Below are 23,510 nucleotides of genomic sequence, written 5' to 3' on the forward strand. Positions count from 1 at the left end.
AAATCCTGTTTTGGGCCAAGTCTGCGAGGATCACTTATGGGCGCGTCTTCGGCTCCGAATCCGCGACCACCCGGATCGACAGTTCCTGAAGCTGCTTCGGCATCACGAATGCCGGCGCATTCATCATAAGGTCTTCCGCCTTCTGATTCATCGGGAAGGTGATGACTTCGCGGATGTTCGGCTCGTCGGCCAAAAGCATGACGATGCGGTCGATGCCCGGCGCAGACCCCCCGTGCGGCGGAGCGCCATATTTGAACGCACCGATCATTCCGGGGAAGCTCGTGTCGACTTCCTCACGGGTGTAGCCGGCGATGTCGAACGCCTTGTACATGATGTCCGGGCGGTGGTTACGGATCGCGCCGGAGCTCAGCTCAACGCCGTTGCAGACGATGTCATACTGCCAAGCCAGGATGTCGAGCGGGTCCTTGCTCTCAAGCGCTTCCATGCCGCCCTGCGGCATCGAGAATGGGTTGTGACTGAAGTCGATCTTCTTCTGGTCGTCATTATATTCGAACATCGGGAAGTCGACGATCCAGCAAAAGCGGAACGCATCCTTCTCGATGAGGTCGAGCTGTTCGGCAACACGCGTCCGGGCCAGGCCGGCGAGCTTGGCCGCATCCTCTTCCTTGCCGGCCGCGAAGAAAATCCCGTCATCGGGGCCAATGCCGAGCTGTTCGGCAATTTTATCCATGCCCTCGGTGCCGTGGTTCTTGGCGATCGGCCCGCCCCATTCCCCGGCCTTGCGGGTGGCATAGCCCAAGCCTGCGAAGCCCTCGCCGCGGGCCCAATCGTTCATCTCGTCGAAGAACTTCCGGCTCTTCTCCGCGGTGTTCGGTGCTGCAACGGCACGAACGACCATGCCCTTCTCGACCATGCCGGCGAACAGGCCAAAGCCGGAGCCCTGAAAATGCTCGCCGACGTCATGGACGATCAGCGGGTTGCGAAGGTCCGGCTTGTCGCTGCCGTACTTCAGCATCGCCTCCTTGTACGGTATGCGCGGATATTTGCCCGCAGGAGTCACGAACTTGCCGTCGGCGAATTCTTCGAAAACGCCCGAGAGTACCGGCTCGATCGCGGCGAACACATCGTCCTGCGTGACGAAGCTCATCTCGAAGTCAAGCTGGTAGAACTCGCCCGGGCTGCGGTCGGCACGGGCGTCCTCGTCGCGGAAGCAGGGCGCGATCTGGAAATAACGATCGAATCCGGCGACCATCAGAAGCTGCTTGAACATCTGCGGTGCCTGCGGAAGCGCGTAGAATTTCCCCGGATGAACCCTGCTCGGCACGAGATAATCGCGAGCGCCCTCTGGCGAGGAGGCAGTCAGGATCGGTGTCTGGAACTCGGTGAAGCCCTGATCGATCATTCGCCGGCGGATCGAAGCGATCACCTGGCTGCGCAGAAGGATGTTCGCGTGAAGACGCTCGCGACGAAGGTCGAGATAGCGATACTTCAGGCGGATATCTTCCGGATATTCCTGCTCGCCGGCTACCGGCATCGGCAGTTCGGCGGCACTCGACTGGACCTCGATCTCGCGGGCGACCACTTCGATTTCGCCGGTCGCGAGCTTCGGGTTGATTGCCCCGCCTTCGCGCATGACGACTTCCCCGGTGATCGTGACCACCGATTCCACGCGAAGCGAATCGAGCAGCTTCAGGGCATCGCTGCCCGCTGCGGCGACGACTTGGGTGAGGCCGTAATGGTCGCGAAGGTCGACGAACAACACGCCGCCATGGTCGCGCTTGCGGTGGATCCAGCCCGAGATTCGGACGGTCGAGCCGACATCGGAGGCGCGCAGTTGGGCGCAGGTATGAGTTCGATAGGAGTGCATGACAGGTCCTGCGGGAAGTTGGCGCGGCGAATTCCCGTCCCCTCCCCTTTTGTCAACCCGCGCGCGCCGCTATGGCCCCGCCCAACATGAAGATTCACAAGTTGATTTCAGACAGCGACAAGCTCGCCGAGCTCGTCGAGCGGTTGAGTTCCGCGCCTTTCGTAGCCGTCGATACGGAATTCATGCGCGAGAACAGCTACTGGCCAGATCTCTGCCTGATCCAGATCGCGAGCACAGAGGAAGCCGCGGCCATCGATCCGAAAGCCGAGGGGATCGACCTCGGCCCGCTGATGGACCTGCTGGTGGGAAATACCGACGTAATGAAGGTCTTCCACGCTGGTGGCCAGGACCTCGAAATTATTCACAATCTGACGAGCAAGGTTCCCTTTCCCCTGTTCGATACGCAGATCGCGGCCATGGCGTTGGGGTTCGGTGAGCAGGTCGGCTACTCGAGCCTGATCGAATCCATGCTCGGGCATAGCCTGGACAAGGGCGCACGGTTTACGGATTGGTCGCGGAGGCCGCTCGACAAGCGCCAGATCGATTACGCCATTGCCGACGTGACCCATCTGGCGACGATCTTTCCGCGAATGGTCGAAAAGCTGCGCAAGAGTGGCCGCGGGGCTTGGCTCGACGAGGAAATGGAGCGGCTGGCCGATCCGTCGTCGTTCGCCTTCGCGCCGGAGGATGCCTGGAAAAGGCTGAAGCTGCCGAGCCGCAACCCCCAGTTGCTTGGCCGCCTTAAGGCGCTGGCCGCCTGGCGGGAGCGGGAAGCCCGGAACAAGAACCTTCCCCGGGGCCGGATCATCAAGGACGATACGCTAGGCGAACTCGCCAGCCATCCGCCCAAGACACAGGAAGACCTCGGTCGCGTTCGCGGGCTGTCCCAGGGTTGGCGAACCAACGACATCGGCAGCCGGCTCATGGAAGCCTTGCAAACGGCAGAGCCGCTGTCCGCCGACGACCTACCGGACCGCGGACCGAAGCGGCCAGGCCTCACGAAAGACGCTGCGCTCGTCAGCGATCTATTGAAGCTCCTTCTGAAAATCCGGGCGCGGGAAACCGGCGTTGCTCCCAAACTCATTGCCAGATCGGACGACCTCGAGGCGCTCGCCGCGGGAGTTCGCGAGGATCTTGCAATCCTCAGCGGATGGCGATTCGAACAGTTCGGCCGCGACGCGCTCGACCTTGTCGAGGGGCGTCTGGCGTTCGCGACCGAGAATGGCCGCCTCAAGATGACGCGAACCGCCAGGGACGAGGCGGAAACCTAACTGCAATCAGGCGTTTGTGCCGCAAAGGAGATATGCGGTGCACAAGTCGAAATCACTCGGCGCCTATGCGGCGCTCGGGTTTGTCCCCTTGTCATTATTGGTATTCGCCTCGTGCAGCACGACCGCCCAACCCGTGCCGCCCTCTTCCCCCGGCGGCGCACTATGCACGGCGGATCAGCTGAACCGATTCAAAGGCCTGCCCGCTACACCGGAGTTGGGCGCCGAAATTCGCAAGGCGTCGGGCGCCCGGATTTTTCGCTGGCTACCGAAGGGGACCATCATCACGATGGAATATAACGCCGACCGCGTGAACGTTCATCTGGACGAGGCAAATCGCGTCGAACGGGCGCGCTGCGGCTAGTCCAGGAGGATACGTTCCTTGAGACCAAGCGCTTTAGCCAGTTGGGACAGGCGCCTTGCAGCGGTTTCACCGACGAATTCTTCCGGGCCGTTTACGCAAAGGACAAGTTCCTCGGCCGTAACCTGCAACGAGGTACGCATGAGTCCCTTTTCCGCGCCGCCGGAGAGGCGCTGAGCCAGACGAATTGCCCGTCCCCAGGCTGCCGCCCTGTCAGCTTCGTCAGGCTCTAGTAGGGACAATATTCCCGGCGGCAGGCGATAGTCGCTCCCGAAAGCATGGCTCAGCGCATGGCCCAGAAGCGCGCGCCCGTGCGCGTCGATTGCTACGAAGTTGCCGTGAAGCGCCATGTCCACCGCCCGTTCAGCGCGGAAATCGGGGTGTGCGTTCCAGGCGACGTCGCTCATCAGGCACGCGGCGAGCCGAATCCGCTGGTGCGCCGAATCGTCGTTCGGAAAGAGCGGCGCGATCCACTGATCGATCAAGGCGCCGTGATCACCAAATCGGCCTAGAGTCTCCCCGATTTCGAGCGCCGCTTCGAGCAATGGATCGCTTGCTCGCTTCGCGGCGTCGAGGTCGCGATAAATCAAGCCTTCGCGCAGGCCGAATGCAGAGACCACGATCTCGCGGGGTTCGAAAACAGCCACCAGTGCGTCGAGCACGGACATCGCCGGCAGCAATATCTCGATCCGATTGGCACTGAGCATCGTAATCCGCTTCAGCTCTTCCTCGCTGGTGGTTGCTACCAGATGCTCGAGAAGAGGGAGGCGCTCCTTGGCGATACGGTGATGATGGACGATGGGAAGCGGATGTTGCAGGTCCGATTGATCAAGGCGGGCGAGCGCCCGGAACGAACCGCCAACCAGGTAGAGCGCTTCTCGTTCGCCTAGCTCCAACCCCTCAATCGCCTTGCCAATTCGCCCCGCCAGCTTCTTCGTGCTGAGCGCACCGATCCGGAAAACGCCGAGAGGAAGAGACAGACGACCGGCTACGGCGCCATTGGATACTCGCGTCAGCTCCAGGCTTCCTCCGCCGAGATCGGCAACCACGCCTTCGGCTTGGGGGATTGCCGACAAAACGCCGAGAGCCCCGATCTCCGCTTCCTCCTCCCCTGAAAGGACCTTGGCCTTCAATCCGAGGCGTCGCACCATCTTGAGGAAGTCGGCGCCGTTCTCAGCGTCGCGGACTGCGGCGGTCGCCACGACATGAAGCCGTTTCAATCGCATGTCGTCGGCAAGGCATGCAAAGCGGGAGAGGGCATCCAGCGCACGCTCCATGGCCACCGGATCGAGTCTGCCCTCGCGCTCGACGCCTCGGCCAAGTGCAGGCGAGATTTTCTCGTTGAACAAGGTCGATGGCACCCGTTCGCTGCCCGCAAAGACGACGAAGCGGACCGAGTTTGAACCGATGTCGATGATCCCGGTCGGCTCGAGCATTCGAACCATGCTCAGGCTCCGCCGCGCTGGAAGAGCCGAAGCTTGGGGACGTCTTTCCCCGACAACGCTTGACCGCGTCCGGATAGGGATGGGTTCGTCATGAAATACTGATGCAGGTTGAAACGCCGCTTGCCTGGCTTCAGCCGGCGATAGCTGCCGTCGGTAAGCAACTCCCAGCTTTGCTCGTTGTCGATGAGGTTTGCGATCATGACTTGGTCGAGCACCTGGGCATGAACCGTCGGGTTCTCGATAGGCAGCATATATTCGACCCGCCGATCGAAGTTCCTTCCCATCCAGTCCGCAGAGCTGATGTAGACGCGGGCCTTCCGATGCGGCAGCGATGCGCCGTTGGCGAACACGAAAATCCGGCTGTGCTCCAGGAAGCGACCGACGATCGACTTCACCCGGATATTCGATGACATGCCAGGAACACCGGGTCTCAGGCAGCATATTCCGCGTACGACCAGATCGATCGAGACCCCGCATGTGCTCGCCTCGTATAGCTTCTCGATAATCGTTTTATCGACCAGGCTGTTCATCTTCGCCCAAATGGCCGCCGGCTTCCCCGCCTTGGCGTTATCGATCTCCGTTTGCATGAGGCTGAGCAGCTTGTCGCGAAGACCGTGCGGACTGAGTGTAAGCAACTCCAGCCCTTTCGGCTGCACGTAGCCGGACGTGAGATTGAACAGCTTGGCGGCATCACGGGCCGCTCTGCGCGAAGCCGTGAAGAAGCTCAGGTCCGTGTAGATGCGCGCGGTTGCGGGGTGATAATTGCCCGTTCCGAAATGGCAGTAAGTGCGAATCGCAGAGCCTTCGCGGCGGACCACCATTGAGACTTTGGCGTGGGTCTTCCAGTCGACGAACCCGTAAATAACCTGCACGCCAGCCCGCTCGAGCCGGCTTGCCCACAACAGATTTTGTTCTTCCTCGAAACGGGCTTTTAGCTCGACCACCGCAGTGACCGACTTTCCTGCCTCTGCACCGGCAACCAGGGCATCGATGATGGCCGACTGCTTGCCCGCGCGGTACATCGTTTGCTTGATCGCAATGACGTCCGGATCGGCCGCAGCCTGGCGAAGGAAACCGACCACCGCCTCGAAACTCTCGTACGGATGGTGAATGATGAAATCCTTCGTCCGGATCGCGGCGAAGAAATCCCCGTCATGTTCGGCGATACGCTCTGGAAAGCGCGGGCTGTAGGGCGCGAACTTCAGCACAGGCAGGTCGGTCTCGACGAGTTGGGCGAGATCTGCAACGCCGATGATACCCGCGCTTTCGGCAATGAGAGCGGAATCCGCCGCCAGACCCTCACGCACCAATGCTTCCAGGCCGGGCGGCGTGCCGGCGTCGAATTCCAGCCGGATGACCCTGCCGCGGCGGCGGCGCTGGATCGCGGAACGGAAATATCTAACCAGGTCTTCGGCTTCCTCGTCGACCTCGATATCGCTGTCCCGGAGTACGCGAAAAGCGCCGGACGCGATCATTCGAAAACCCGGAAAGACGAGTTCGAGGTGCGCCTCGATCGCCGCTTCGATGGCGATGAAGCGAATCTGCTGCCCTCGCCTCGGCAAAGCGACGAAGCGCGGAAGCATCGATGGAATCATCAGCAGCTCGGTCACTGAGTGTCGGCTTCGTCCACGCTGGAGCGTAAAGACGAGGCTGAAACCTCCGCTTGGGATGAACGGGAACGGGTGCGAGGGATCGATTGCCTGCGGCGTGAGAACCGGCAGGATCTGCTCTCGGACGTGATTCTCCAGCCACTCGGCTTCCGACTTGGTCAACGCATCGGCAGTGACCACCTGAAGCCGCTCGTCGGCCAGTTGCTCCCGAAGGATAAGCCATTCGGCTTGCTGGGCAACGACCAGGGCATCCGCCTCCTGGGCAATGGCATCGAGCTGCTGCGTCGGCGTTTGCCCATCCAGCGACAAATCTTCGATTCCGCGAAGTTGCTGGCCTTTCAATCCGGCGACACGGGTGATGAAAAACTCGTCGAGGTTGGATCCGCAGATCGACAGGAAGCGAAGCCGCTCAAGCAAAGGATGGGCGGAGTTGGTCGCTTCCTCGAGAACCCGGCGGTTGAACGCGAGCCAGCTTAGCTCGCGGTTGAAGAACCGCCGTTCGCCCGGGGGATTGCGTTCATGCCGCCCCGCGCGCGTCGATTAGTCCCGCGTCTGCCAGTGCCCTGCGAACGGTCGGAACGGTGACCCGCGCCCGGTCGGCGATTGCGAAGCGGTCGATGGCTTCGACGATGCGCTCGGCGGTCCAATAGTCGCGATGAACCCGCTGGACGACATAGCGAAGCGCGTCGGGCGGGATGACGAGTCCCCGATCAGCGAATCCAAGCACGATCAGTTGCTCGAACAATTCGTCGTCCGGATCCTGAATCCGGACGACCGGAGTCACGGCAATCCGCGTTCGAAGATCCGGCAAGGCAATTCTCCAGGGCTCGCGGTCGCCAGTGATCATGACTAGCGGCCGTCCGGTCTCCTGGGCCTGGTTCCAGGCGTGGAAGAGCTCTTCCTCGTCGTGGCGCTCGCAATCGTCGAACAGGCGACCGCCGACGCGGTCGACAAAGGCCCGGGCCAGCAAGGTCCTGCCGGAACGGCGCGGGCCGGCAAGGATCGTTGCCTTGACCGGCCACAGGCTCCATTTGCGGAAATGCTCGAAGGCTTCGCGATTGGCCTCCGACAGGATGAAGCGGCTTGAGTCTTCCGCCCTGGGCCAGTCGAGCGGAAGCGCGAACTGGTCGGGCTTGGCATTCATTGCGAATTGCCCGGGGGTTGCGCCGCGCCTTGCGGCTGGGGCTGCTGTTGCTGCGGCGGGGATGGCTGTTGCTGGCTCGGCGGCGGCGGCGGCACGGCCGGCGTCAGTCGCAATGTGCCGCCGACATTCGTGACCGCCCATCCTCGCGACTGAATTGCTCCGCCGAGGCCGCCGATGTTGCCGCGATAATTGACCAGAAGTAGCGACCACCCGCCAATAGCAGTGCTTCGCGGCGCAACCGAAACCACGCCTGGAATGCCGCGCAATTCGCCCATCGCCGAAGCGAAAGTCTGCTCGTTGGGCGTGATGACCTGGATCTGGATGAGGCGCGCGGGCACCTCGACCGGAGCAATCTCTTCTTCCACTGGAGGCGGAGGCTCGACCGTGACCAGGCTTGTGTCGCGAACCAGCAGCCCCGCGGCAAGCGCGTCGGAGAACAACTGATCCATTCGTTCCACGCCCTCGGCCATCATTCGCGGCAGATCGGCGCTATCTTTGGCGCGGAGCGTGAAGCCACCGAGAATCGTCCCGTCGGCGCCGTGTCGCCCGACGAACCGGGCGACTGCCGGCCCCCCGGATAAGCGCGGTGAAGCGTCACTTCGGCCATCAGGATGTCCGCAGCGCCGTAATAATCGAGCACGTTGCGCCACCATGCGCGTCCCGGGCGGCGAGTCTGCGCAGCGTTGATCAGCAATGGATCGGGGCCTAGGCCGCTCACGCGCACGTAATCGATCGGGCTTTGCGACGTGCGGAATTGCGCCCAGGCGCGCTGCCAGGGGTTCCGACGCTCGACTGTGGTCAAGGTCCCCGCAGTCTGGAAGACAGGGATCAGCATCATCGCGGCGGACCGGCGCTGCAGCCCCGAAAAGCCCAGCATTTCACCTGCCCTCGCCCTGTCGAACAGGATTCCCAGCTGCGCGATATACCGATTGGGGCCGATCTGTTCATTCTCGACGATGATCGAGCTGACAAGGGTATCGAGCACGCTGTCGCTAAGGGTCGGTGCTTCGCTCATCGGCCGTTTGTGCTGCTTTGCCCAAAGCGCCTTGAAGCCTTCGCGCTGAGCGATCCGCCAACCATTAAAGCGCGCTTCGGCAGCGGTCTTGCCGCCGACATCGACCTTGATTCCCGTTATCTCGAGCGTGCCGGAGCTGTCGATCGGCAGGATTCCGCGGTCGCCGGATTCCAGCTGCGCGTAAAGCCCTCCGGCGGCGAGGCCGCTGATGGCGATGCAAAGGGCGATAATCGTAAGGCGCCGGGACAGGACCATTGGCGGCTTTTGGCGACAATGACGTGGAAATCCAAGCGCGATCTGGCTAGGCGCAGCCGCAATGTCTGAAAAGCCACTGACTTACGCCGACGCCGGCGTATCCATCGAAGCGGGCAACGCGCTCGTCAGGGCGATCGCGCCGCTGGCCAAAGCCACCGCCCGCCCGGGCGCCAATGCCGAGCTCGGCGGTTTCGGCGGCTTCTTCGACCTGAGGGCGGCGGGGTATGACGACCCGTTGCTCGTTGCTGCGAACGACGGCGTAGGGACCAAGCTGAAGCTCGCTATCGACACCGGAAAGCACGACGGTGTCGGGATTGACCTCGTGGCGATGTGCGCCAACGACCTCGTGGTCCAGGGCGCGGAGCCGCTGTTCTTCCTCGATTATTATGCAACTGGAAAACTGGATAATGCGGTCGCAGCGTCGGTTGTCGCGAGCATTGCCGAAGGCTGCCGAATCGCGGGCTGCGCATTGATCGGCGGCGAGACTGCCGAAATGCCGGGAATGTATTCGGACGGTGACTATGACCTCGCCGGCTTCTGCGTCGGCGCCGTCGACCGCGCAAAGGCCCTGACTGGCACGTCGGTCAAGGCCGGCGACGTCATTCTCGGCCTTACAAGTTCGGGCGTGCATTCGAACGGCTTCAGCCTGGTTCGCAAGCTGATCGACGCCAACGGCTGGAAGCTCGACCGCCCTGCCCTGTTCGATCACGAGATGCTGCTCGGCGACGCGCTGCTGAAGCCCACGCGCATCTACGTGAAGAGCCTTCTCCCCCTCGTTCGCGATGGGCATATCCAGGCCCTGGCACACATTACCGGCGGCGGACTTCTGGAAAATATTCCGCGTGTCCTTCCCGAGGGCTGTCATGCAATGGTCGATGTGAACAGCTGGGATTTGCCGCGCCTCTTCGCGTTCCTTCAGGCTGGCGGTGCGATTGAGCCCGCGGAAATGGTGCGGACGTTCAATTGCGGGATCGGCATGGTCGCCATCGTCCGGCAGGAAGACTCGCAAGCGGTCACAGACGCCCTGACCGCTGCCGGCGAAACGGTACTTTCCATCGGCCACGTCGAGACGGGTGAGAAAGGCTGCACGGTCTCGGGGGCAGCCGGAAGCTGGAGCGCACGCGCCGACTGGGCCGCCACACACCGTGGATAGGGCCCGGGTCGCGATCCTGGTCTCGGGCCGCGGGTCGAACATGGCGGCATTGCTCTACGCTGCCCGCGCCACGGATTGCCCCTACGAAGTCGCTCTGGTGACCGGGGACAAGCCCGATGCAGCGGGACTTGCCGTCGCGGAGGCCGAGAAGGTGCCGGTGAAACGACTCGATTCGAAAGCCCTCGGCAAAGGCTATTGGGAGGCGCTCCAATCCGCCCTTGAAGCGGCTGCCGTCGATTTCATCGCCCTGGCCGGCTTCATGAAGATTCTTCCGGCGGACTTCGTCGCGCGGTGGTCCGGGCAGATCGTCAATATCCACCCATCGCTCCTGCCCAAGTACAAGGGTCTTCATACCCACCAGACCGCAATCGACAACGGGGACGCAAAGACCGGCGCGACGGTCCATGTCGTCACTCCGGAAGTCGATTCGGGCGAGATACTTGGCCAGGTCGAGGTTGCGATCATGCCCGGCGACAATGCGGAATCGCTCGAAGCGCGCGTGCTGATCGCGGAGCACCAGCTCTATCCCAAGATCCTCGCCGAATATGTTTCGCGCCCGTTCGATGCCAGATGGATCGAAGCGAAGATCGACAGCCTCGCGGGCGGCTTCGCGGAAGTCGGCCGCAAGACCTCGCACGGATCGCCGGGTTGGTCGGTCGGCGCCGAGAAATCCGGCAAGCTTTTCGCGATTATCGCTGACCGTCATCACGGCGAGGACGCTGTTGGGTTGCTGGTCAAGGCCAGCGGCCCGGACGAAATGGCCGGCCTGATCGAAGCTCAGCCCGACGTTTACTACTGGCCGAAATATTATGGTGCGAGCGGCTGGCTTGGGATCAAGCTCAACCGCCGCGATGTCGATTGGGACCAGGTCGCTGATTGGCTCGAAAGAAGCTGGCGGGCCTGCGCGCCGAAACGGCTGGCCCGCATGATGGACATCGCCGACGAATTCTAGGATTTGTCCACAGGATGACCGAACCAATCAAACCCGAGGGCCCAAGGCGGCGCACCATAAACATCGGCGAGATCGTCGCTGTCGGCGGCCTCGCGATTTCCGGCCTCGCCCTATGGAACAGTTGGCGGAGCGGCGACGAAAAAATTGCCGAGATCGTCGGCGAGAAGGTTCCGCGGGTGCCCCTCGCGCTGCGCGGCACGGTCGAGGACAAAGGCAAGACGATCCGCCTGTCGCCAGTCGAAGAAGACCATGCGCTCGAGGAACTGACGATCACCGCTTCGACCCCGGCGAATGGAAGCGCGCAGTTCGGCAACGACCCCATGGTATCAGCCGCGTTGATCGAAAGCTGGCTGCCGAAAGACGTGGCAAGGGAAGGTGCAGGGTCGCTGACGATGACCGTCAAGGCGCGTTATATAGAGCATGGGGAAAGCCGTACGGCCTCCCAGCGTTACCGGTTGAGTTACGGCTGGGTCGATGGCGGCCTTTTCAGCGGCAGATCGCTTCGGATAACGGGAATAGCGAGAGCATGACATCCGGCCGGCATATGATGCTGGCACTTCTCCTGCCGGCGCTCGGCGCCTGCAATATGCTGATCTCCGAAACGCCGATCTATACCGAAGCGGACCGGGCATCGCTGGCTCCGCGCAACGGCCTCTGGCTCTCCTCGAACCGCGGATGTGAATTCGACACCCAAGAGGCGGAGGCAGTCTGGCCGGACTGCGCGATGTGGATGGTCGTCCGCGATCAGGGCGCGGAGATGCTCCTGAGCGACGGGAAGAAGCAGGTGGAAGTCCTCGGCGGCTTCTTTGCTGCCGGCAAGCCGATCATCGCGCAGGCGCGATGGGTCGACACGGCGAAAGAGCCGCAAAGAGCTTATTACGGCTTTTTCGGCGTCGAACCCCACCAGATCGGGCCGGACGGGCTGTTCTCGGCGGCATCGATCTGGGTGGTCGAATGCGGAACCCAGGCGAACCAGAACGCCGATATCGTTCCCTATCCGGGAATCGGGCCGGAATGTCGCGCGACGTCGAAAGATGCGATCCGCATCGCAGCAGAAAAAAGCCGCCGCACCGACACCATGGAAGAATGGCGGTGGCTTCGCGCGGAAGCCACCGCGAAAGGCAATTAGCCTACGATCGCCAACGTAAAATCGTCCCCGGACGATTTAGCCGACGATCTCTTCCGGCTTGAAGAAATAGTCGATCTCGATCTTCGCATTCTCGTCGCTGTCGGAGCCATGGACCGAGTTGGCCTCGATCGATTCCGCATAGGTCTTGCGGATCGTACCCTCATCGGCGTTCTCGGGGTTGGTTGCACCCATGATGTCCCGGTTCCGCTTCACGGCGTCTTCGCCTTCCAAAACCTGCACGACGACCGGACCCGAGGTCATGAATGTGACGAGGTCGTTGAAGAAGGGGCGCTCGCGGTGAACGGCGTAAAAGCCCTCGGCCTGGTCCTTCGTCATGTGGATGCGCTTGGACGCGACGACGCGAAGGCCCGCCTCCTCCAGCATCTTGGTGACCGCGCCGGTCAGGTTGCGGCGGGTTGCGTCCGGCTTGATGATCGAGAAGGTGCGGCTGACGGCCATTGTTCGCTCCGTTGAAATTGGGGTGTGTAGGGATTGGCCGCGCCCCTAGCGGTCCGTTCGGGGCGACGCAAGGATCAGGCCTTTTCGACCCATTTCCCGTCCACGTTGGCCCAATAGTGACGCTCGCTCTCCGATTTTCCGGCCAACGATCGCCAGGCGGCCCGCGCCTCCTCGATGCTGTCATCGTCGAACAAGTAAAATGTCCGGTCGAAATGCTGGGCGGCCTCGCGCCAGCGGCCGTCGGCGAGAAGCAGGTTGCGCGCCGCGTTCGGAGCGTCGACCCCGGTCGATAGCAATATCGGCTGCCGGCTGTCGTCAGCCCCACCCGAAAGCGCATGCGGAAGGAAGCTCGACGGGGAATGCGACCACAATTGCCGGTCGAGGCGCGCCAGCATAGATTCTTCCCCGGCAACGATCAGCAGCCGCTCGCCATCGGCGATAAGCTTGGAGCACAAGGCCGCGATGACCCCGTACGGGCTGACTTCCGAACCCAGCTGGTAGAAGTCGATCCGCACGGCGGCGACGATCAGCCTTCCGCGACGTCCGCGACGAACTGGTCGAGCAGGCGCACCCCATAGCCGGTCGCGCCCTTGCCGTACGTCGTCTTGTCCTTGTCCGACCAAGCCATTCCGGCAATGTCGAGGTGCGCCCAGGGCGTGTCGTTCTCGACGAAGCGTTGCAGGAACTGGGCGGCGGTGATCGATCCGGCCTCGCGCGGCCCGACGTTCTTCATGTCGGCGATGTGGGAATCGATCAGGCGGTCGTAGGCTTCGCCGAGCGGCTGGCGCCATAGCTGGTCGCCGGTGTCACGCCCCGCCTTTAGCAATTGGTCGGCAAGCTCGTCATTGTTCGAGAAGATGCCCGCATATTCATGACCCAGGGTGATGACCATGGCACCGGTCAGTGTCGCGAGATCGACCATCAATCGCGGCTTCGCCGTGCGTTGCACCCACGTCATCACGTCGCAAAGTACCAGGCGGCCTTCCGCGTCCGTGTTGATCACTTCGATGGTCTGTCCGCTCATAGACGTCACGACGTCACCGGGGCGCTGGGCGTTTCCGTCCGGCATGTTCTCGACGAGGCCGCACACGCCGATGACGTTCGCCTTCGCCTTGCGTGCGGCCAGCGCCATCATCGCGCCGGCGACGGCGCCCGCTCCGCCCATGTCCCACTTCATCGATTCCATGCCGGCGGCCGGCTTGATGGAAATCCCGCCGGTATCGAACGTCACGCCCTTGCCGAGAAGCGCAACCGGGGCCTCATCCTTGGCACCACCGTTCCAGCGCATCACGAGCAGGCGGGGCTCACGGACCGAGCCTTGCGCAACGCCGAGAAGCGCGCCCATGCCAAGCTTGGCCATCGCCGGCCCATTCAAGACCTCGATCTCCAGACCCAGGCCTTCCGTATTCGCCTTGACGCGCGACACGAAGCTTTCGGGATAGATGATGTTGGGCGGCTCCGCGACCAGTTCGCGGGTCAGCGCGGCGCCCTGCGCGACAGCCGCATAACGGTCCTTCCAGCGCTTGCCGGCGTCGGCGCCGGCACCGACGATGGTCACTCTGGCCAGGGTCGGCTTCTGCTTGTCTTTCAGGCGCGTGCGATAGCGGTCGTAGCGCCAGCTGCGCAGTTCTGCTGCAAGCGCAACGCGGGCCGCAGCGTCGGCGTCGAAATCGAAGCCGCCAAGGTCGATGACGGCATGGGTTTCACCTGAAGCGAACAAACGCGCGGCCGTTGTTCCGCCGAGCTTTTCCGCGGCCTTCGCGTCAAGTGAATCGCCGATCCCGACTACCAAGATTCTGCGGCCGCCATCTTCCGACAGATAGGCTTCACCGACGCTGCCGCTTTCGCCGTCGAAGCGCTGGCGCTTGAGCGCGGCCTCGACCGAGGCGCGATCGCCCGACAGGCCCTCGATCCCTGGCCGCGTCTTGGCGGAGGCGGGAATGACCAAGGCATAATCCCGGACGGTCGGCTGTCGGCGAAATGGATCTGCATTGCGAATAGGTTCCTGATGATCGGGAGGATGCGTTGAGCGTGCCTTTAAGGACGGCGGCCCCGATATGCAAAGGCGGTTATCCCTCACCTTGCCGCAATCCGGATTGCCGAGATTCGGCAAGGGTGCAATAGGCACCACTGGATTGAATTTCCGGGGCGGGTTGCAAGGACGTGCGTTCAGCGCTGAAGATCATGTGTTGCACGGCGCTGCCACTCTTCGCAGCGCCCGCTTATTCGGCCACCGCGCAGGCCGAGGTCACCCCGATGCCGGTCCTACGACCGAGTCTCCTGTGCAAGTGGCGGACGGCCGGAATGTGAATTTCTCCGCCGATCGCGTGACATACGACAGCGAGGCGGACGTGATCTTCGCCGAAGGCCGCGTCCGGATGGACAGCGATGGCAACTATCTCGCCGCTGACCGGGTTACCTGGACCCGCAAGACCGGTGAAGTCGTCGCCGAAAGCAACGTCGTCGTCGTCAGCCCCGCAGGCGACAAACTAGTCGGCGACAAGGTAACCCTGACGGACGACCTTCGCGACGGGACCATCGACAATCTCCTCGTCGTCCTCGAAAGCGGCGGCCGCATCGCGGCAGCGAGCGCTAGCCGGCAAGGTGGCCGGACGGTCCTTGAGAACGCCGTTTACTCGCCCTGCCCGATCACGACCGCGGATGGCTGCCCGCGCAATCCAAGCTGGAAGATCAATGCCGCTCGGGTCATCCAGGATCCGGAAAGCGGCCGGATCCGCTTTCAGGGCGGAAGGCTCAGCCTTTTCGGGGTCGCAATCCCCCTGCTCCCGATTTTCAGCATCGGCTCGCGAAGCGACGACGGCGGTATCACCGGGGCCCTCATTCCGAACATCGCCGTTTCGAACTCGAACGGGCTCGAGCTTGCGTTGCCCTATTATTTTCGGCTCGCGCCCAATCGCGACCTGACGGTCACGCCGCACATTTATTCAAAGACCGCTCCGGCTATCGAGGGCAAGTACCGACATCTCACCGCCAACGGGGCCTACCAGCTCGGCGGCTTCCTGACTTACGGTGAGGTCGACGACCCCGATCCCAATGACCCTACTCCCACGGACCGCGAGGACATCCGGGCCTATTTCGAAGGCAACGGGAAATTTCAGTTCGATCCCTCTTGGAGTTTGACGGGCTCGCTCAGGGTCGCAAGCGACAAGACCGTCCTTCGCCGTTATGACATCAGCCGGGACGACGTGCTGCGGAATTTCCTCGATCTCGAACGGATCGACACCGACAGCTACATTTCCATCGCGGCCTGGGCTTTTCAGGGTCTTCGCGTCGACGATGTGCAAAAGCAGATCCCGATCGCGCTTCCGGCAATCGATGCGCGCTTTCTTTTCGACGATCCATGGCTTGGCGGACGGTTCGAGGTTCAAGGCAACAGCCTGGCGATCATGCGGATCGACGGTCAGGACACACAGCGCGCCTTTGCCAGCGCACGATGGGACATCAGCCGCCTGACACGATTCGGCCAGGAATTGACGCTGACCGCGTTCGGTCGCGGTGACGTCTATCACACCGGCGAAGCCGAAGAGACGGCGGTTGATGCCTATGCCGGGGAGAATGGCTGGCATTTCCGGGGGATTGGGGCGCTCGCGGCCGACGCCAAATGGCCGTTCATCGGCCCGGCGTTCGGCGGAACCCAGAGGCTGACTCCCAGGGTCCAGGTCGTGCTCACCCCGCCAACACCGAACCTCGATATCCCGAACGAGGACGCACGGTCCGTGGACCTCGAAGACTCGAACCTATTCGCATTGAACCGCTTCCCAGGGTACGACCGCTGGGAAGACGGTTCGCGCATCACCTATGGCGCGGAGTGGACGCTCGACCTTCCGAACTTCTCGCTACAGTCTGTCATCGGTCAGAGCTATCGCCTGACTCGAAAGCCCAGCATCTTCCCGGACGGCACGGGACTGACCGACCGCTGGTCGGACATCGTTGGCCGCACACGATTGCGCTTCGGTAGCTTCATCGACCTCACCCACCGGTATCGCTTCGACAAGGACAATCTCGCGCCACGCAGGAACGAGCTCGACCTGACGATTGGCAGCTACGAAACCTATGCGCAGATCGGCTATCTCAAGCTCAACCGCGACATCGGTTCGACGATCGAGGATTTGCGCGACAAGGAAGAGGTGCGGCTTGCCGCCCGGGTCAAGTTCGCGCGCTACTGGTCGGTCTTCGGTTCGACGGTCATCGACCTTACCGGCGCTGACGAAGATCCGCTGAGCCTTGCGGACGGCTATGAACCGGTCCGCCACCGCCTGAGCTTGACCTACGAAGACGAATGCTTGGAGGTTGGAGTCTCATGGAAGCGCGACTATGAGCGCATCGGCGAGTTCCGGAAAGGCAATACCTTTGCCTTGAGGTTCTCTCTCAAGGGGATGGGCCGCTAAGCTTGCGTTCAGCGGGCGATGACCAAGGCAAGTCTTCCAAAACATTGACGAGCAAGGAATTTCGAGGGTGGGATCGATGATGAGCAAGAGCCGGGCAACGTTGCTGGCCGCGGGAATTACGGCCTGTGTCGCTGGCGTCGCGATCGCCCAGACCACCCCGGCCAACAGCACAAGTCCATTGAACCTCCCGTCCGAGGTTACGGTGTTCGGCACGCGGATGCCCGATGTCGTCAAGGCGACGGCCATCGTCAACGGCGAGGTCATCACCCAAACCGACATCAACCAGCGCCTGGCGTTCCTGCTGATCGCCAGCCAGCGCCCGCCGCAGGGCGAAGAGCTTGAGCGCCTCCGCCAGCAGGTTTTCAGCAACCTGATCGACGAAACGCTTCAGATCCAAGCCGCGAAGACAGCCGAGATCGAGATTACCGACGCGGAAATCGACCGCACGGTTGCGCGGGTTGCCGGCAACGTCAAGCAAACGCCCGAGCAGATGGCCGAGTATCTCAAGGCTCGTGGATCCTCCATCCGCACGGTCCGCCGCCAGATCGAGGGCGAAATCGCGTGGCGGCGTCTCCAAAGCGCGAAAATCGAAAGCGGATCGAGCGTCGGTGAGGACGAGGTCAAGGCCGTCCTCGATCGGCTCGAAGCGTCCAAGGGCACCCAGGAATATCGCGTCGGCGAGATTTTCCTTCCCGCGACATCGGCGACCATGCAGCAGGCGCAGGCCAATGCCGCCCAGCTCGTGCAGCAGATCCGCCAGGGCGGCTCGTTCGTTGCCTATGCCCGGCAATATTCCGAGGCTTCTACCGCAGCCGTCGGCGGCGACCTCGGCTGGGTGCGTCCAGAACAGCTTCCGGAGCCTATCGCCAATGCGATGCGGCAAATGAACCCGGGCCAGATTTCCTCGCCAATCCCGGTTCCGGGTGGCGTTTCGATCATCGCCGTACAGGATGTCCGCAAGATCCTGACAGCAGATCCGCGCAACGCTGTACTGACGCTGAAGCAGGTGTCGATCAACTTCCCAGCCGGAACGAGCCGGCAGACGGCCGAACCGATCGTCGCGCGCTTCGCGCAGGCCGCCCGCAACATCGGCGGCTGCGGCGGCGCGGAAAAAATGGCTGCGGAGTTCAAGGCCGAGGTGGTCGAGGCCGACGACGTCAAGCTCCGCGAGCTTCCGCCCGTTCTCCAGCAGATGATGATTGGCATGCAAATTGGCCAGGCGACCCAGCCGATCGGCTCGCTTGATGAAGGCGTTCGGGTGCTCGTCCTTTGCGGACGCGATGAGGCGGACCCGAGCATGCCGACCTACGACCAGGTGTTCGCACAGATGAACGAGGAGCGGGTCAATCTCCGCGCCCGCCGCTACCTGCGCGACCTTCGCCGGGACGCGGTCATCGACTTCCGCTAAGGCCCGGGAGTAAACGGGGCTATGGCTGGCGCTGCGACCCGTCCCCTGGCGATTGCGCTTGGCGACCCTTCCGGGATCGGGCCGGAAGTTGTCGCGAAATGCTGGGACAATCGCGACTCCTTTGGTCTCCCTCCGTTCGTCGCTGTGGGCGACGCGCGCTCCGTAGGTCAGGTCTGGGACGGCCCAATTGAGGTGATCGACGACATTCGCGATGCGGATTCCGCGTTCGACATCGGCCTTCCCGTCCTGCATGTCGCGGCCGCCGATCCGACATTTCCGGGGCAGCCCAGCGGTTCTGGAGCGCATTGCTCGCTCGACTCCCTGGAGCTTGCTGTCGGCCTTGCTCGCTCGGGCATGGCCGAAGCCGTCGTCACCGGCCCCGTAAGCAAGGTGCAGCTGTACGGAATCGGCTTTTCTCACCCCGGCCAGACCGAGTTCGTCGCCGAGCGATGCGGAATTTCCGCGTCCAACGTCGCCATGATGTTGGCCGGACCCACGCTCCGGACCGTTCCGGTCACGACGCACGTGCCGTTTGCCGAAGTTCCGGCGCAGCTCAGCACGGCCTTGATCGCCGCTCGCGGGCGCGCCACCCTTCGCGGATTGCAACGCAATTTCGGGATTGCCGAACCGAAGCTCGCGGTTGCCGGATTGAATCCCCACGCCGGTGAGGGTGGCGCCCTGGGGCGGGAGGAGATCGATATCATCCTTCCCGCAATCGACATGCTGAGGAGTGATGGGTGGGACGTCGTCGGGCCGCTTCCGGCGGACACCATGTTCCACGCTGCAGCCCGATCCCGCTATGACGCGGCGCTTTGCATGTATCATGATCAGGCACTCATTCCGCTCAAGGCGCTGCATTTCGAGGACGGTGTGAACATCACGCTCGGCCTGCCCATCGTGCGAACCTCCCCCGATCACGGAACCGCGTTCGACATTGCGGGGCAGGATCGCGCCGATCCGCGGGCGATGGCAGCCGCGATCCTGATGGCCCACGCGTGCGTCGGCAGTCGCCTCGATTCGGCGGATGCATGAGTGAAACCGAACCGCTCCGTTCGGTCATTGCGCGCTACGGGCTGAGTGCGAGCAAGGCGCTAGGCCAGAATTTCATACTCGACAGGCAATTGCTGGCGCGGATCGCGGCCATTCCCGGCGATATCGCCGGCCGGGCTGTCTATGAGGTCGGTCCGGGCCCGGGTGGCCTGACGAGGGCCTTGCTGGACACCGGCGCACAGGTCGTCGCCGTGGAGAGAGACCGGCGCTGCCTCGCGCCACTTGCCGAGCTTGAGGCCGAGTATTCCGGCAAGCTTACGATCGTCGAAGCCGACGCATTGGAAATCGACGAGCAGGGACTTGTCGGAACCGGCGCTCATGTCGTTGCCAATCTCCCCTACAACGTCGGGACCGCGCTGCTCCTGCGCTGGCTCGGCGGCGATCGATGGCCGCCTTGGTGGGCTTCTCTCACTCTGATGTTCCAGCGAGAGGTTGCGGAGCGGATCGTCGCCAGGCCGGACAGCGAGCATTACGGCCGGCTGTCGGTCGCCGCGCAATGGCGCAGCCAGGCGCGCATCGCACAACTCGTTCATCGATCCGCCTTCGTACCACCTCCGAAGGTGATGAGCGCAGTCGTACACATTGTGCCCACCGAGGTTCCCGCCGGCGTAAGGTCCGCGACAATCGAGCGCCTGACGGCCGCCGCATTCGGCCAGCGCCGAAAGATGCTGCGTCAAAGCCTGAAGGGTTTGCCGGGAGCGCTGGACGCGCTTGAGGCGGAAGGGATCGATCCGCAGAGGCGCGCGGAAACCCTCAGCGTTGCGGAATTCGTCGCAGTCGCGCGGCGCCTTGATGCGGGCTGACTAGTTCTTCTTGGTCTTTGACGGGGTCTTGGCGGCAGCCAGGGTCGGCCCGCGTGTAATCGCCGCGCTCAGCGCCGCCGCCTCGGGGCAGCCGGATGTGCACAGCTTTTGAAGCTTGGCGAGGGTCTCCTTCGCGCGAGCAGTGGCGCCGGCCTCGACCATCGCCTGTCCCTGGAGCGCGAGTGCGGCGCGATCCGTCGGCTCGAGCTGCAAGGCCCGGTTGGTGAAGCGGATCGCCTGGCCGTAAAGATTCTGCTTCATCGCGACATTGGCCATGGCGACGAATACGGCCCGGTTCTTCGGATCGAGGACCAGCGCCGTTTCCAGAGCGTCATCCGCCTCGACGAACCTGCCCTGGGCCGCAAGCGCTTCGCCTTTCTTCAACAGCTCAACCGACTGCGGATTGATCTGGTCGTCGGCGCGCTGCCCGGAAACGGGCACCGCCATCGAGGAGGCAGCAAGACCGCAGAGCAAGACAAGAGGCGACAGGCGCATCAAATTCTCCATACCATCGCGCCGAAACGTATCACGGCGCGGTCATAGTGGCGACGAAAAAGCCGTCAGTCGAGTCGTAAGCCGGTGTTAGCAAACGGCCTTTTCCATCCGAACGTCCGATCGTCGTCAAAGTATCCTGCGCGATCCAAGATGAATGGCGCCCTAAGAATGCTTCGACCTGACCCGCACCTTCCCTCGCAAGCATCGAGCACACGGCATAGACCAACGATCCGCCAGGCCTGACCAGCGGGGCGGCAATGTCGAGCAGCCGGGACTGGATGCCTAGTACCCGGTCCAGGCGATCTGGAGTCAGCCGCCATCGCCCCTCCGGATTGCGCCGCCACGTCCCCGAGCCGCTGCATGGCGCATCGACGAGCACGACGTTGAAGCTTTTCTCAAATTCTGCGAGTTGCGCGGCTTCGCGGCCTCCGTCGAGAAGGCGCGTTTCGATATTCGTGCCAGCACGCTCGGCCCGAGCCGGAAGTCTCGACAGCCGCGCGCGATTAGTGTCGGTGGCCAGGATCGTGGCCCCAGGCGCTGCGGCAGCAAGCGCCAGCGCCTTGCCACCCGCACCCGCACACAGATCCAGGACTCGCATGCCGTCCACCGGTCCACAGGCGAGCGCAATCAGCTGGCTTCCCTCGTCCTGGACCTCGATCTCGCCCGCGAGGTACGCCGGATGCTGGTCGATACGCGTCTCGGCCTGCAACCTCAGGCCCCACGGGCTCAGCGGCGTTGGCGATGCGTCGTCGAACTTGGCCTGTGCTTCCTTGCGGGACAGCCTGGCGACATTCACCCGGAGATCGAGGGGCGCCCGTTCCAACAGGGCCGGATATTCATCGGGGTTACCAGCGGCGAAAGCTCGGCCTCGACCCATTTGGGAACCAGCCCTTTCTCGGCGGCCTCCTCACCAGCCGAAATTGTCGCTGGTCCGTGCGCCGAACCGTCGAACATCGCCGCCAGTTCATTGTCACCGCTGGCGAGGGCGAGCATCGCCGCCCGCCCGCTCATCGGCCGTTCCGCGACCTTTCGGATCGCGGCGAACGCTAGCTCGCGCACCGCTCGCCGGTCCTTCGACCCGGCATAGCGCCGCGTCTTGAAGTAACTGCTGACAATGGCGTCCGCCGGCGGCCCGTCGTCAAGGGCCGAAGCGATGACGGCGTCGAGAATCTCGATCGCGGCCTGGACCCGCGCTGCGGGAGTCATGGCCTAACGCGTCGGATAGTTCGGCGCCTCGCGGGTGATGGCGACGTCGTGGACATGGCTCTCGCTGAGACCGGCATTCGTGATCCGGATGAATTGCGCGCGGTCCTGCAACTCGTCGATGCTTGAGCTTCCGGTATAGCCCATCGCCGCCTTCACGCCGCCGACCAGCTGATGGATGATGTCCCGCACCGGGCCCTTGTACGGCACCTGGCCCTCGATCCCCTCCGGCACCAGCTTCAACTGGTCCTTGATGTCTTGCTGGAAATAGCGGTCGGCCGACCCGCGCGCCATGGCGCCGACGCTGCCCATGCCGCGGTAGGCCTTGTAGGCGCGGCCCTGGTAAAGGAACGTCTCGCCGGGCGCTTCTTCCGTGCCAGCCAGCAATGAGCCGACCATCACTGTGGAAGCGCCAGCTGCGAGCGCCTTGGCAATGTCGCCCGAGGTGCGGATTCCACCATCGGCAATGACTGGGATTCCGGCTTTCGCCGCCGCTTCGGAGGCGTGAATGATGGCGGTGAGTTGCGGAACGCCCACTCCGGCGACGATGCGGGTCGTGCAGATCGAGCCCGGCCCGATACCGACCTTTACTGCGTCCGCCCCGGCATCGGCCAGGGATTTCGCAGCATCTGCGGTCGCGACGTTGCCGGCAATCACCTGGACCGCGTTGGAAACGGCCTTTACCCGACCGACCGCTGCGGCGACGTCGCGGTTGTGCCCATGAGCAGTGTCGATGACGATACAATCGACACCCGCGTCGATCAGCGCCTCGCTCCGTTCGAAGCCCTTGTCGCCCACAGTGGTCGCTGCCGCGACCCGAAGACGCCCTTCCAGATCCTTGGTTGCAAGCGGGCTTGCGACGGACTTTTCGATGTCCTTGACGGTAATCAGGCCGACGCAATGGCCGCCTTCGTCGACGACCAGCAGCTTTTCGATCCGCCGTTGATGCAGGATCCGGCGTGCATCCTCCTGATTGGTCCCCTGCGGAACCGTCGCCAGGTTGTCATGGGTCATCAGCTCGCTAACGCGCTGCTCAGGATTCTCGGCGAAACGGACGTCACGGTTGGTAAGGATGCCCGCAAGTTTGCCAGACACCTCGACGATGGGGATGCCGCTGATCTTGTTGGCGCTCATCAGCTCCAGCGCCTCGGCCAGGGTCTGGTCGGGCCGCATGGTGATCGGGTTGACGACCATCCCGCTTTCGAAGCGCTTCACGGCACGCACCGCTGCGCACTGGTCATCGATTTCGAGGTTGCGATGGAGGACTCCGATTCCGCCAAGGTGAGCCATGGCGATCGCCATGTCGGCTTCGGTCACCGTGTCCATCGCGGAGCTCAGGATCGGGATGTTAAGCGGAATCGCTTTGGTCAGGAAACTGCGCGTGTCCGCCTGGCTTGGAAGGACGCTCGACTCGCGGGGCTGAAGCAGCACGTCGTCGAAGGTGAGACCAAGCGGGATGTCGTGGTGATTCGGTCGGGCCATATCGGCCCATGCCAATGTTGAGGCGATTCGCCAAGGGCGGC

At 63.1% G+C, this 23,510-nt stretch carries 20 protein-coding genes and 2 pseudogenes; 10 read left to right on the top strand and 12 right to left on the bottom strand.

Going from position 1 to position 23,510, the window contains the following annotated elements:
- Nucleotides 1–34: 34 nt before the first annotated feature.
- Entirely contained in the window at nt 35–1,828 is a 1,794-nt protein-coding gene (aspS, locus tag G7076_RS06495; RefSeq protein ID WP_166201393.1) for an aspartate--tRNA ligase, read from the bottom strand.
- A gap of 86 nt (nt 1,829–1,914) precedes the next feature.
- On the opposite strand from aspS, the gene rnd reads away from it, so the two are divergent.
- Complete coding sequence (gene rnd, locus G7076_RS06500; protein WP_166201395.1) at nt 1,915–3,099, top strand: ribonuclease D; 1,185 nt, start codon at nt 1,915–1,917, stop codon at nt 3,097–3,099.
- A gap of 37 nt (nt 3,100–3,136) precedes the next feature.
- Nucleotides 3,137–3,460: an I78 family peptidase inhibitor gene (locus G7076_RS06505; protein WP_166201397.1), complete on the top strand. Its 324-nt coding sequence runs from the start codon at nt 3,137–3,139 to the stop codon at nt 3,458–3,460.
- Here G7076_RS06505 and G7076_RS06510 read toward each other — a convergent pair.
- From G7076_RS06510 to G7076_RS06530, 5 genes and pseudogenes are all read right to left on the bottom strand, one after another.
- On the bottom strand, nt 3,457–4,902 hold the full coding sequence (locus G7076_RS06510; RefSeq protein ID WP_166201399.1) for a Ppx/GppA family phosphatase: 1,446 nt from the start codon (nt 4,900–4,902) through the stop codon (nt 3,457–3,459). The two genes, G7076_RS06505 and G7076_RS06510, sit on opposite strands and share 4 nt — an antisense overlap.
- Before the next feature lie 2 nt (nt 4,903–4,904).
- Nucleotides 4,905–7,007 (bottom strand): annotated as a pseudogene (locus tag G7076_RS06515) (RNA degradosome polyphosphate kinase); the annotation flags it as partial.
- 22 nt (nt 7,008–7,029) lie between these two features.
- Nucleotides 7,030–7,656 carry a DnaA/Hda family protein gene (locus tag G7076_RS06520; protein WP_166201401.1) on the bottom strand — a complete coding sequence of 209 codons (627 nt, stop codon included), beginning with the start codon at nt 7,654–7,656 and terminating at the stop codon, nt 7,030–7,032.
- On the bottom strand, nt 7,653–8,105 hold the full coding sequence (locus G7076_RS06525) for a hypothetical protein (RefSeq protein ID WP_166201403.1): 453 nt from the start codon (nt 8,103–8,105) through the stop codon (nt 7,653–7,655). Before G7076_RS06525 ends, G7076_RS06520 begins: the two co-directional genes overlap by 4 nt.
- A 20-nt stretch (nt 8,106–8,125) precedes the next feature.
- Nucleotides 8,126–8,926 carry a hypothetical protein gene (locus G7076_RS06530; RefSeq protein WP_166201405.1) on the bottom strand — a complete coding sequence of 267 codons (801 nt, stop codon included), beginning with the start codon at nt 8,924–8,926 and terminating at the stop codon, nt 8,126–8,128.
- 61 nt (nt 8,927–8,987) lie between these two features.
- On the opposite strand from G7076_RS06530, the gene purM reads away from it, so the two are divergent.
- From purM to G7076_RS06550, 4 genes are read left to right on the top strand one after another with little or no spacing between them, the layout of a single operon-like run.
- Nucleotides 8,988–10,079: a phosphoribosylformylglycinamidine cyclo-ligase gene (purM, locus tag G7076_RS06535; protein WP_166201407.1), complete on the top strand. Its 1,092-nt coding sequence runs from the start codon at nt 8,988–8,990 to the stop codon at nt 10,077–10,079.
- The gene (gene purN / locus G7076_RS06540) at nt 10,072–11,031 is read left to right on the top strand and encodes a phosphoribosylglycinamide formyltransferase (protein ID WP_166201409.1); all 960 of its coding nucleotides are present in this window, start codon (nt 10,072–10,074) and stop codon (nt 11,029–11,031) included. The genes purM and purN overlap by 8 nt, the downstream gene beginning before the upstream one ends.
- Nucleotides 11,032–11,045: 14 nt before the next feature.
- Nucleotides 11,046–11,561, top strand: coding sequence for a hypothetical protein (locus G7076_RS06545; protein ID WP_166201411.1), 516 nt, complete (start codon nt 11,046–11,048; stop codon nt 11,559–11,561).
- 14 nt (nt 11,562–11,575) lie between these two features.
- Complete coding sequence (locus tag G7076_RS06550) at nt 11,576–12,160, top strand: hypothetical protein (protein WP_166201413.1); 585 nt, start codon at nt 11,576–11,578, stop codon at nt 12,158–12,160.
- A 36-nt stretch (nt 12,161–12,196) separates the two neighbouring features.
- Here G7076_RS06550 and ndk read toward each other — a convergent pair whose 3' ends face one another.
- From ndk to G7076_RS06565, 3 genes are all read right to left on the bottom strand, one after another.
- Complete coding sequence (ndk, locus tag G7076_RS06555; RefSeq protein ID WP_166201415.1) at nt 12,197–12,619, bottom strand: nucleoside-diphosphate kinase; 423 nt, start codon at nt 12,617–12,619, stop codon at nt 12,197–12,199.
- 74 nt (nt 12,620–12,693) lie between these two features.
- Entirely contained in the window at nt 12,694–13,134 is a 441-nt protein-coding gene (locus G7076_RS06560; protein ID WP_166201417.1) for a DNA polymerase III subunit chi, read from the bottom strand.
- An 11-nt stretch (nt 13,135–13,145) separates the two neighbouring features.
- Complete coding sequence (locus G7076_RS06565; RefSeq protein WP_240913909.1) at nt 13,146–14,531, bottom strand: leucyl aminopeptidase; 1,386 nt, start codon at nt 14,529–14,531, stop codon at nt 13,146–13,148.
- A 376-nt stretch (nt 14,532–14,907) separates the two neighbouring features.
- Between G7076_RS06565 and lptD the strand changes: the two genes are divergently transcribed.
- The 4 genes from lptD to rsmA all read left to right on the top strand — a co-directional run bounded on the left by lptD (nt 14,908) and on the right by rsmA (nt 20,289).
- A complete protein-coding gene (gene lptD / locus G7076_RS06570; RefSeq protein ID WP_240913730.1) occupies nt 14,908–17,028 on the top strand; it encodes an LPS assembly protein LptD in 2,121 nt (706 codons plus the stop codon).
- 76 nt (nt 17,029–17,104) lie between these two features.
- A complete protein-coding gene (locus G7076_RS06575; RefSeq protein WP_240913731.1) occupies nt 17,105–18,436 on the top strand; it encodes a peptidylprolyl isomerase in 1,332 nt (443 codons plus the stop codon).
- A gap of 21 nt (nt 18,437–18,457) precedes the next feature.
- Nucleotides 18,458–19,468 carry a 4-hydroxythreonine-4-phosphate dehydrogenase PdxA gene (pdxA, locus tag G7076_RS06580; protein ID WP_166201423.1) on the top strand — a complete coding sequence of 337 codons (1,011 nt, stop codon included), beginning with the start codon at nt 18,458–18,460 and terminating at the stop codon, nt 19,466–19,468.
- Nucleotides 19,465–20,289 (top strand): 16S rRNA (adenine(1518)-N(6)/adenine(1519)-N(6))-dimethyltransferase RsmA, encoded by an 825-nt coding sequence (gene rsmA, locus G7076_RS06585; RefSeq protein WP_166201425.1) that lies wholly within the window; start codon nt 19,465–19,467, stop codon nt 20,287–20,289. Before pdxA ends, rsmA begins: the two co-directional genes overlap by 4 nt.
- Here the strand turns inward: rsmA and G7076_RS06590 are convergent, their stop codons facing one another.
- From G7076_RS06590 to guaB, 3 genes and pseudogenes are all read right to left on the bottom strand, one after another.
- Nucleotides 20,290–20,784, bottom strand: coding sequence for a tetratricopeptide repeat protein (locus G7076_RS06590; protein WP_166201427.1), 495 nt, complete (start codon nt 20,782–20,784; stop codon nt 20,290–20,292).
- Between the two features lie 31 nt (nt 20,785–20,815).
- Nucleotides 20,816–21,990, bottom strand: a pseudogene (locus tag G7076_RS06595) (RsmB/NOP family class I SAM-dependent RNA methyltransferase).
- Between the two features lie 3 nt (nt 21,991–21,993).
- The gene (gene guaB / locus G7076_RS06600) at nt 21,994–23,469 is read right to left on the bottom strand and encodes an IMP dehydrogenase (protein ID WP_166201429.1); all 1,476 of its coding nucleotides are present in this window, start codon (nt 23,467–23,469) and stop codon (nt 21,994–21,996) included.
- Nucleotides 23,470–23,510: the final 41 nt, after the last annotated feature.

It is taken from the genome of Sphingomonas sp. HDW15A (genome assembly GCF_011301715.1).
Taxonomy (GTDB): domain Bacteria; phylum Pseudomonadota; class Alphaproteobacteria; order Sphingomonadales; family Sphingomonadaceae; genus Sphingomicrobium.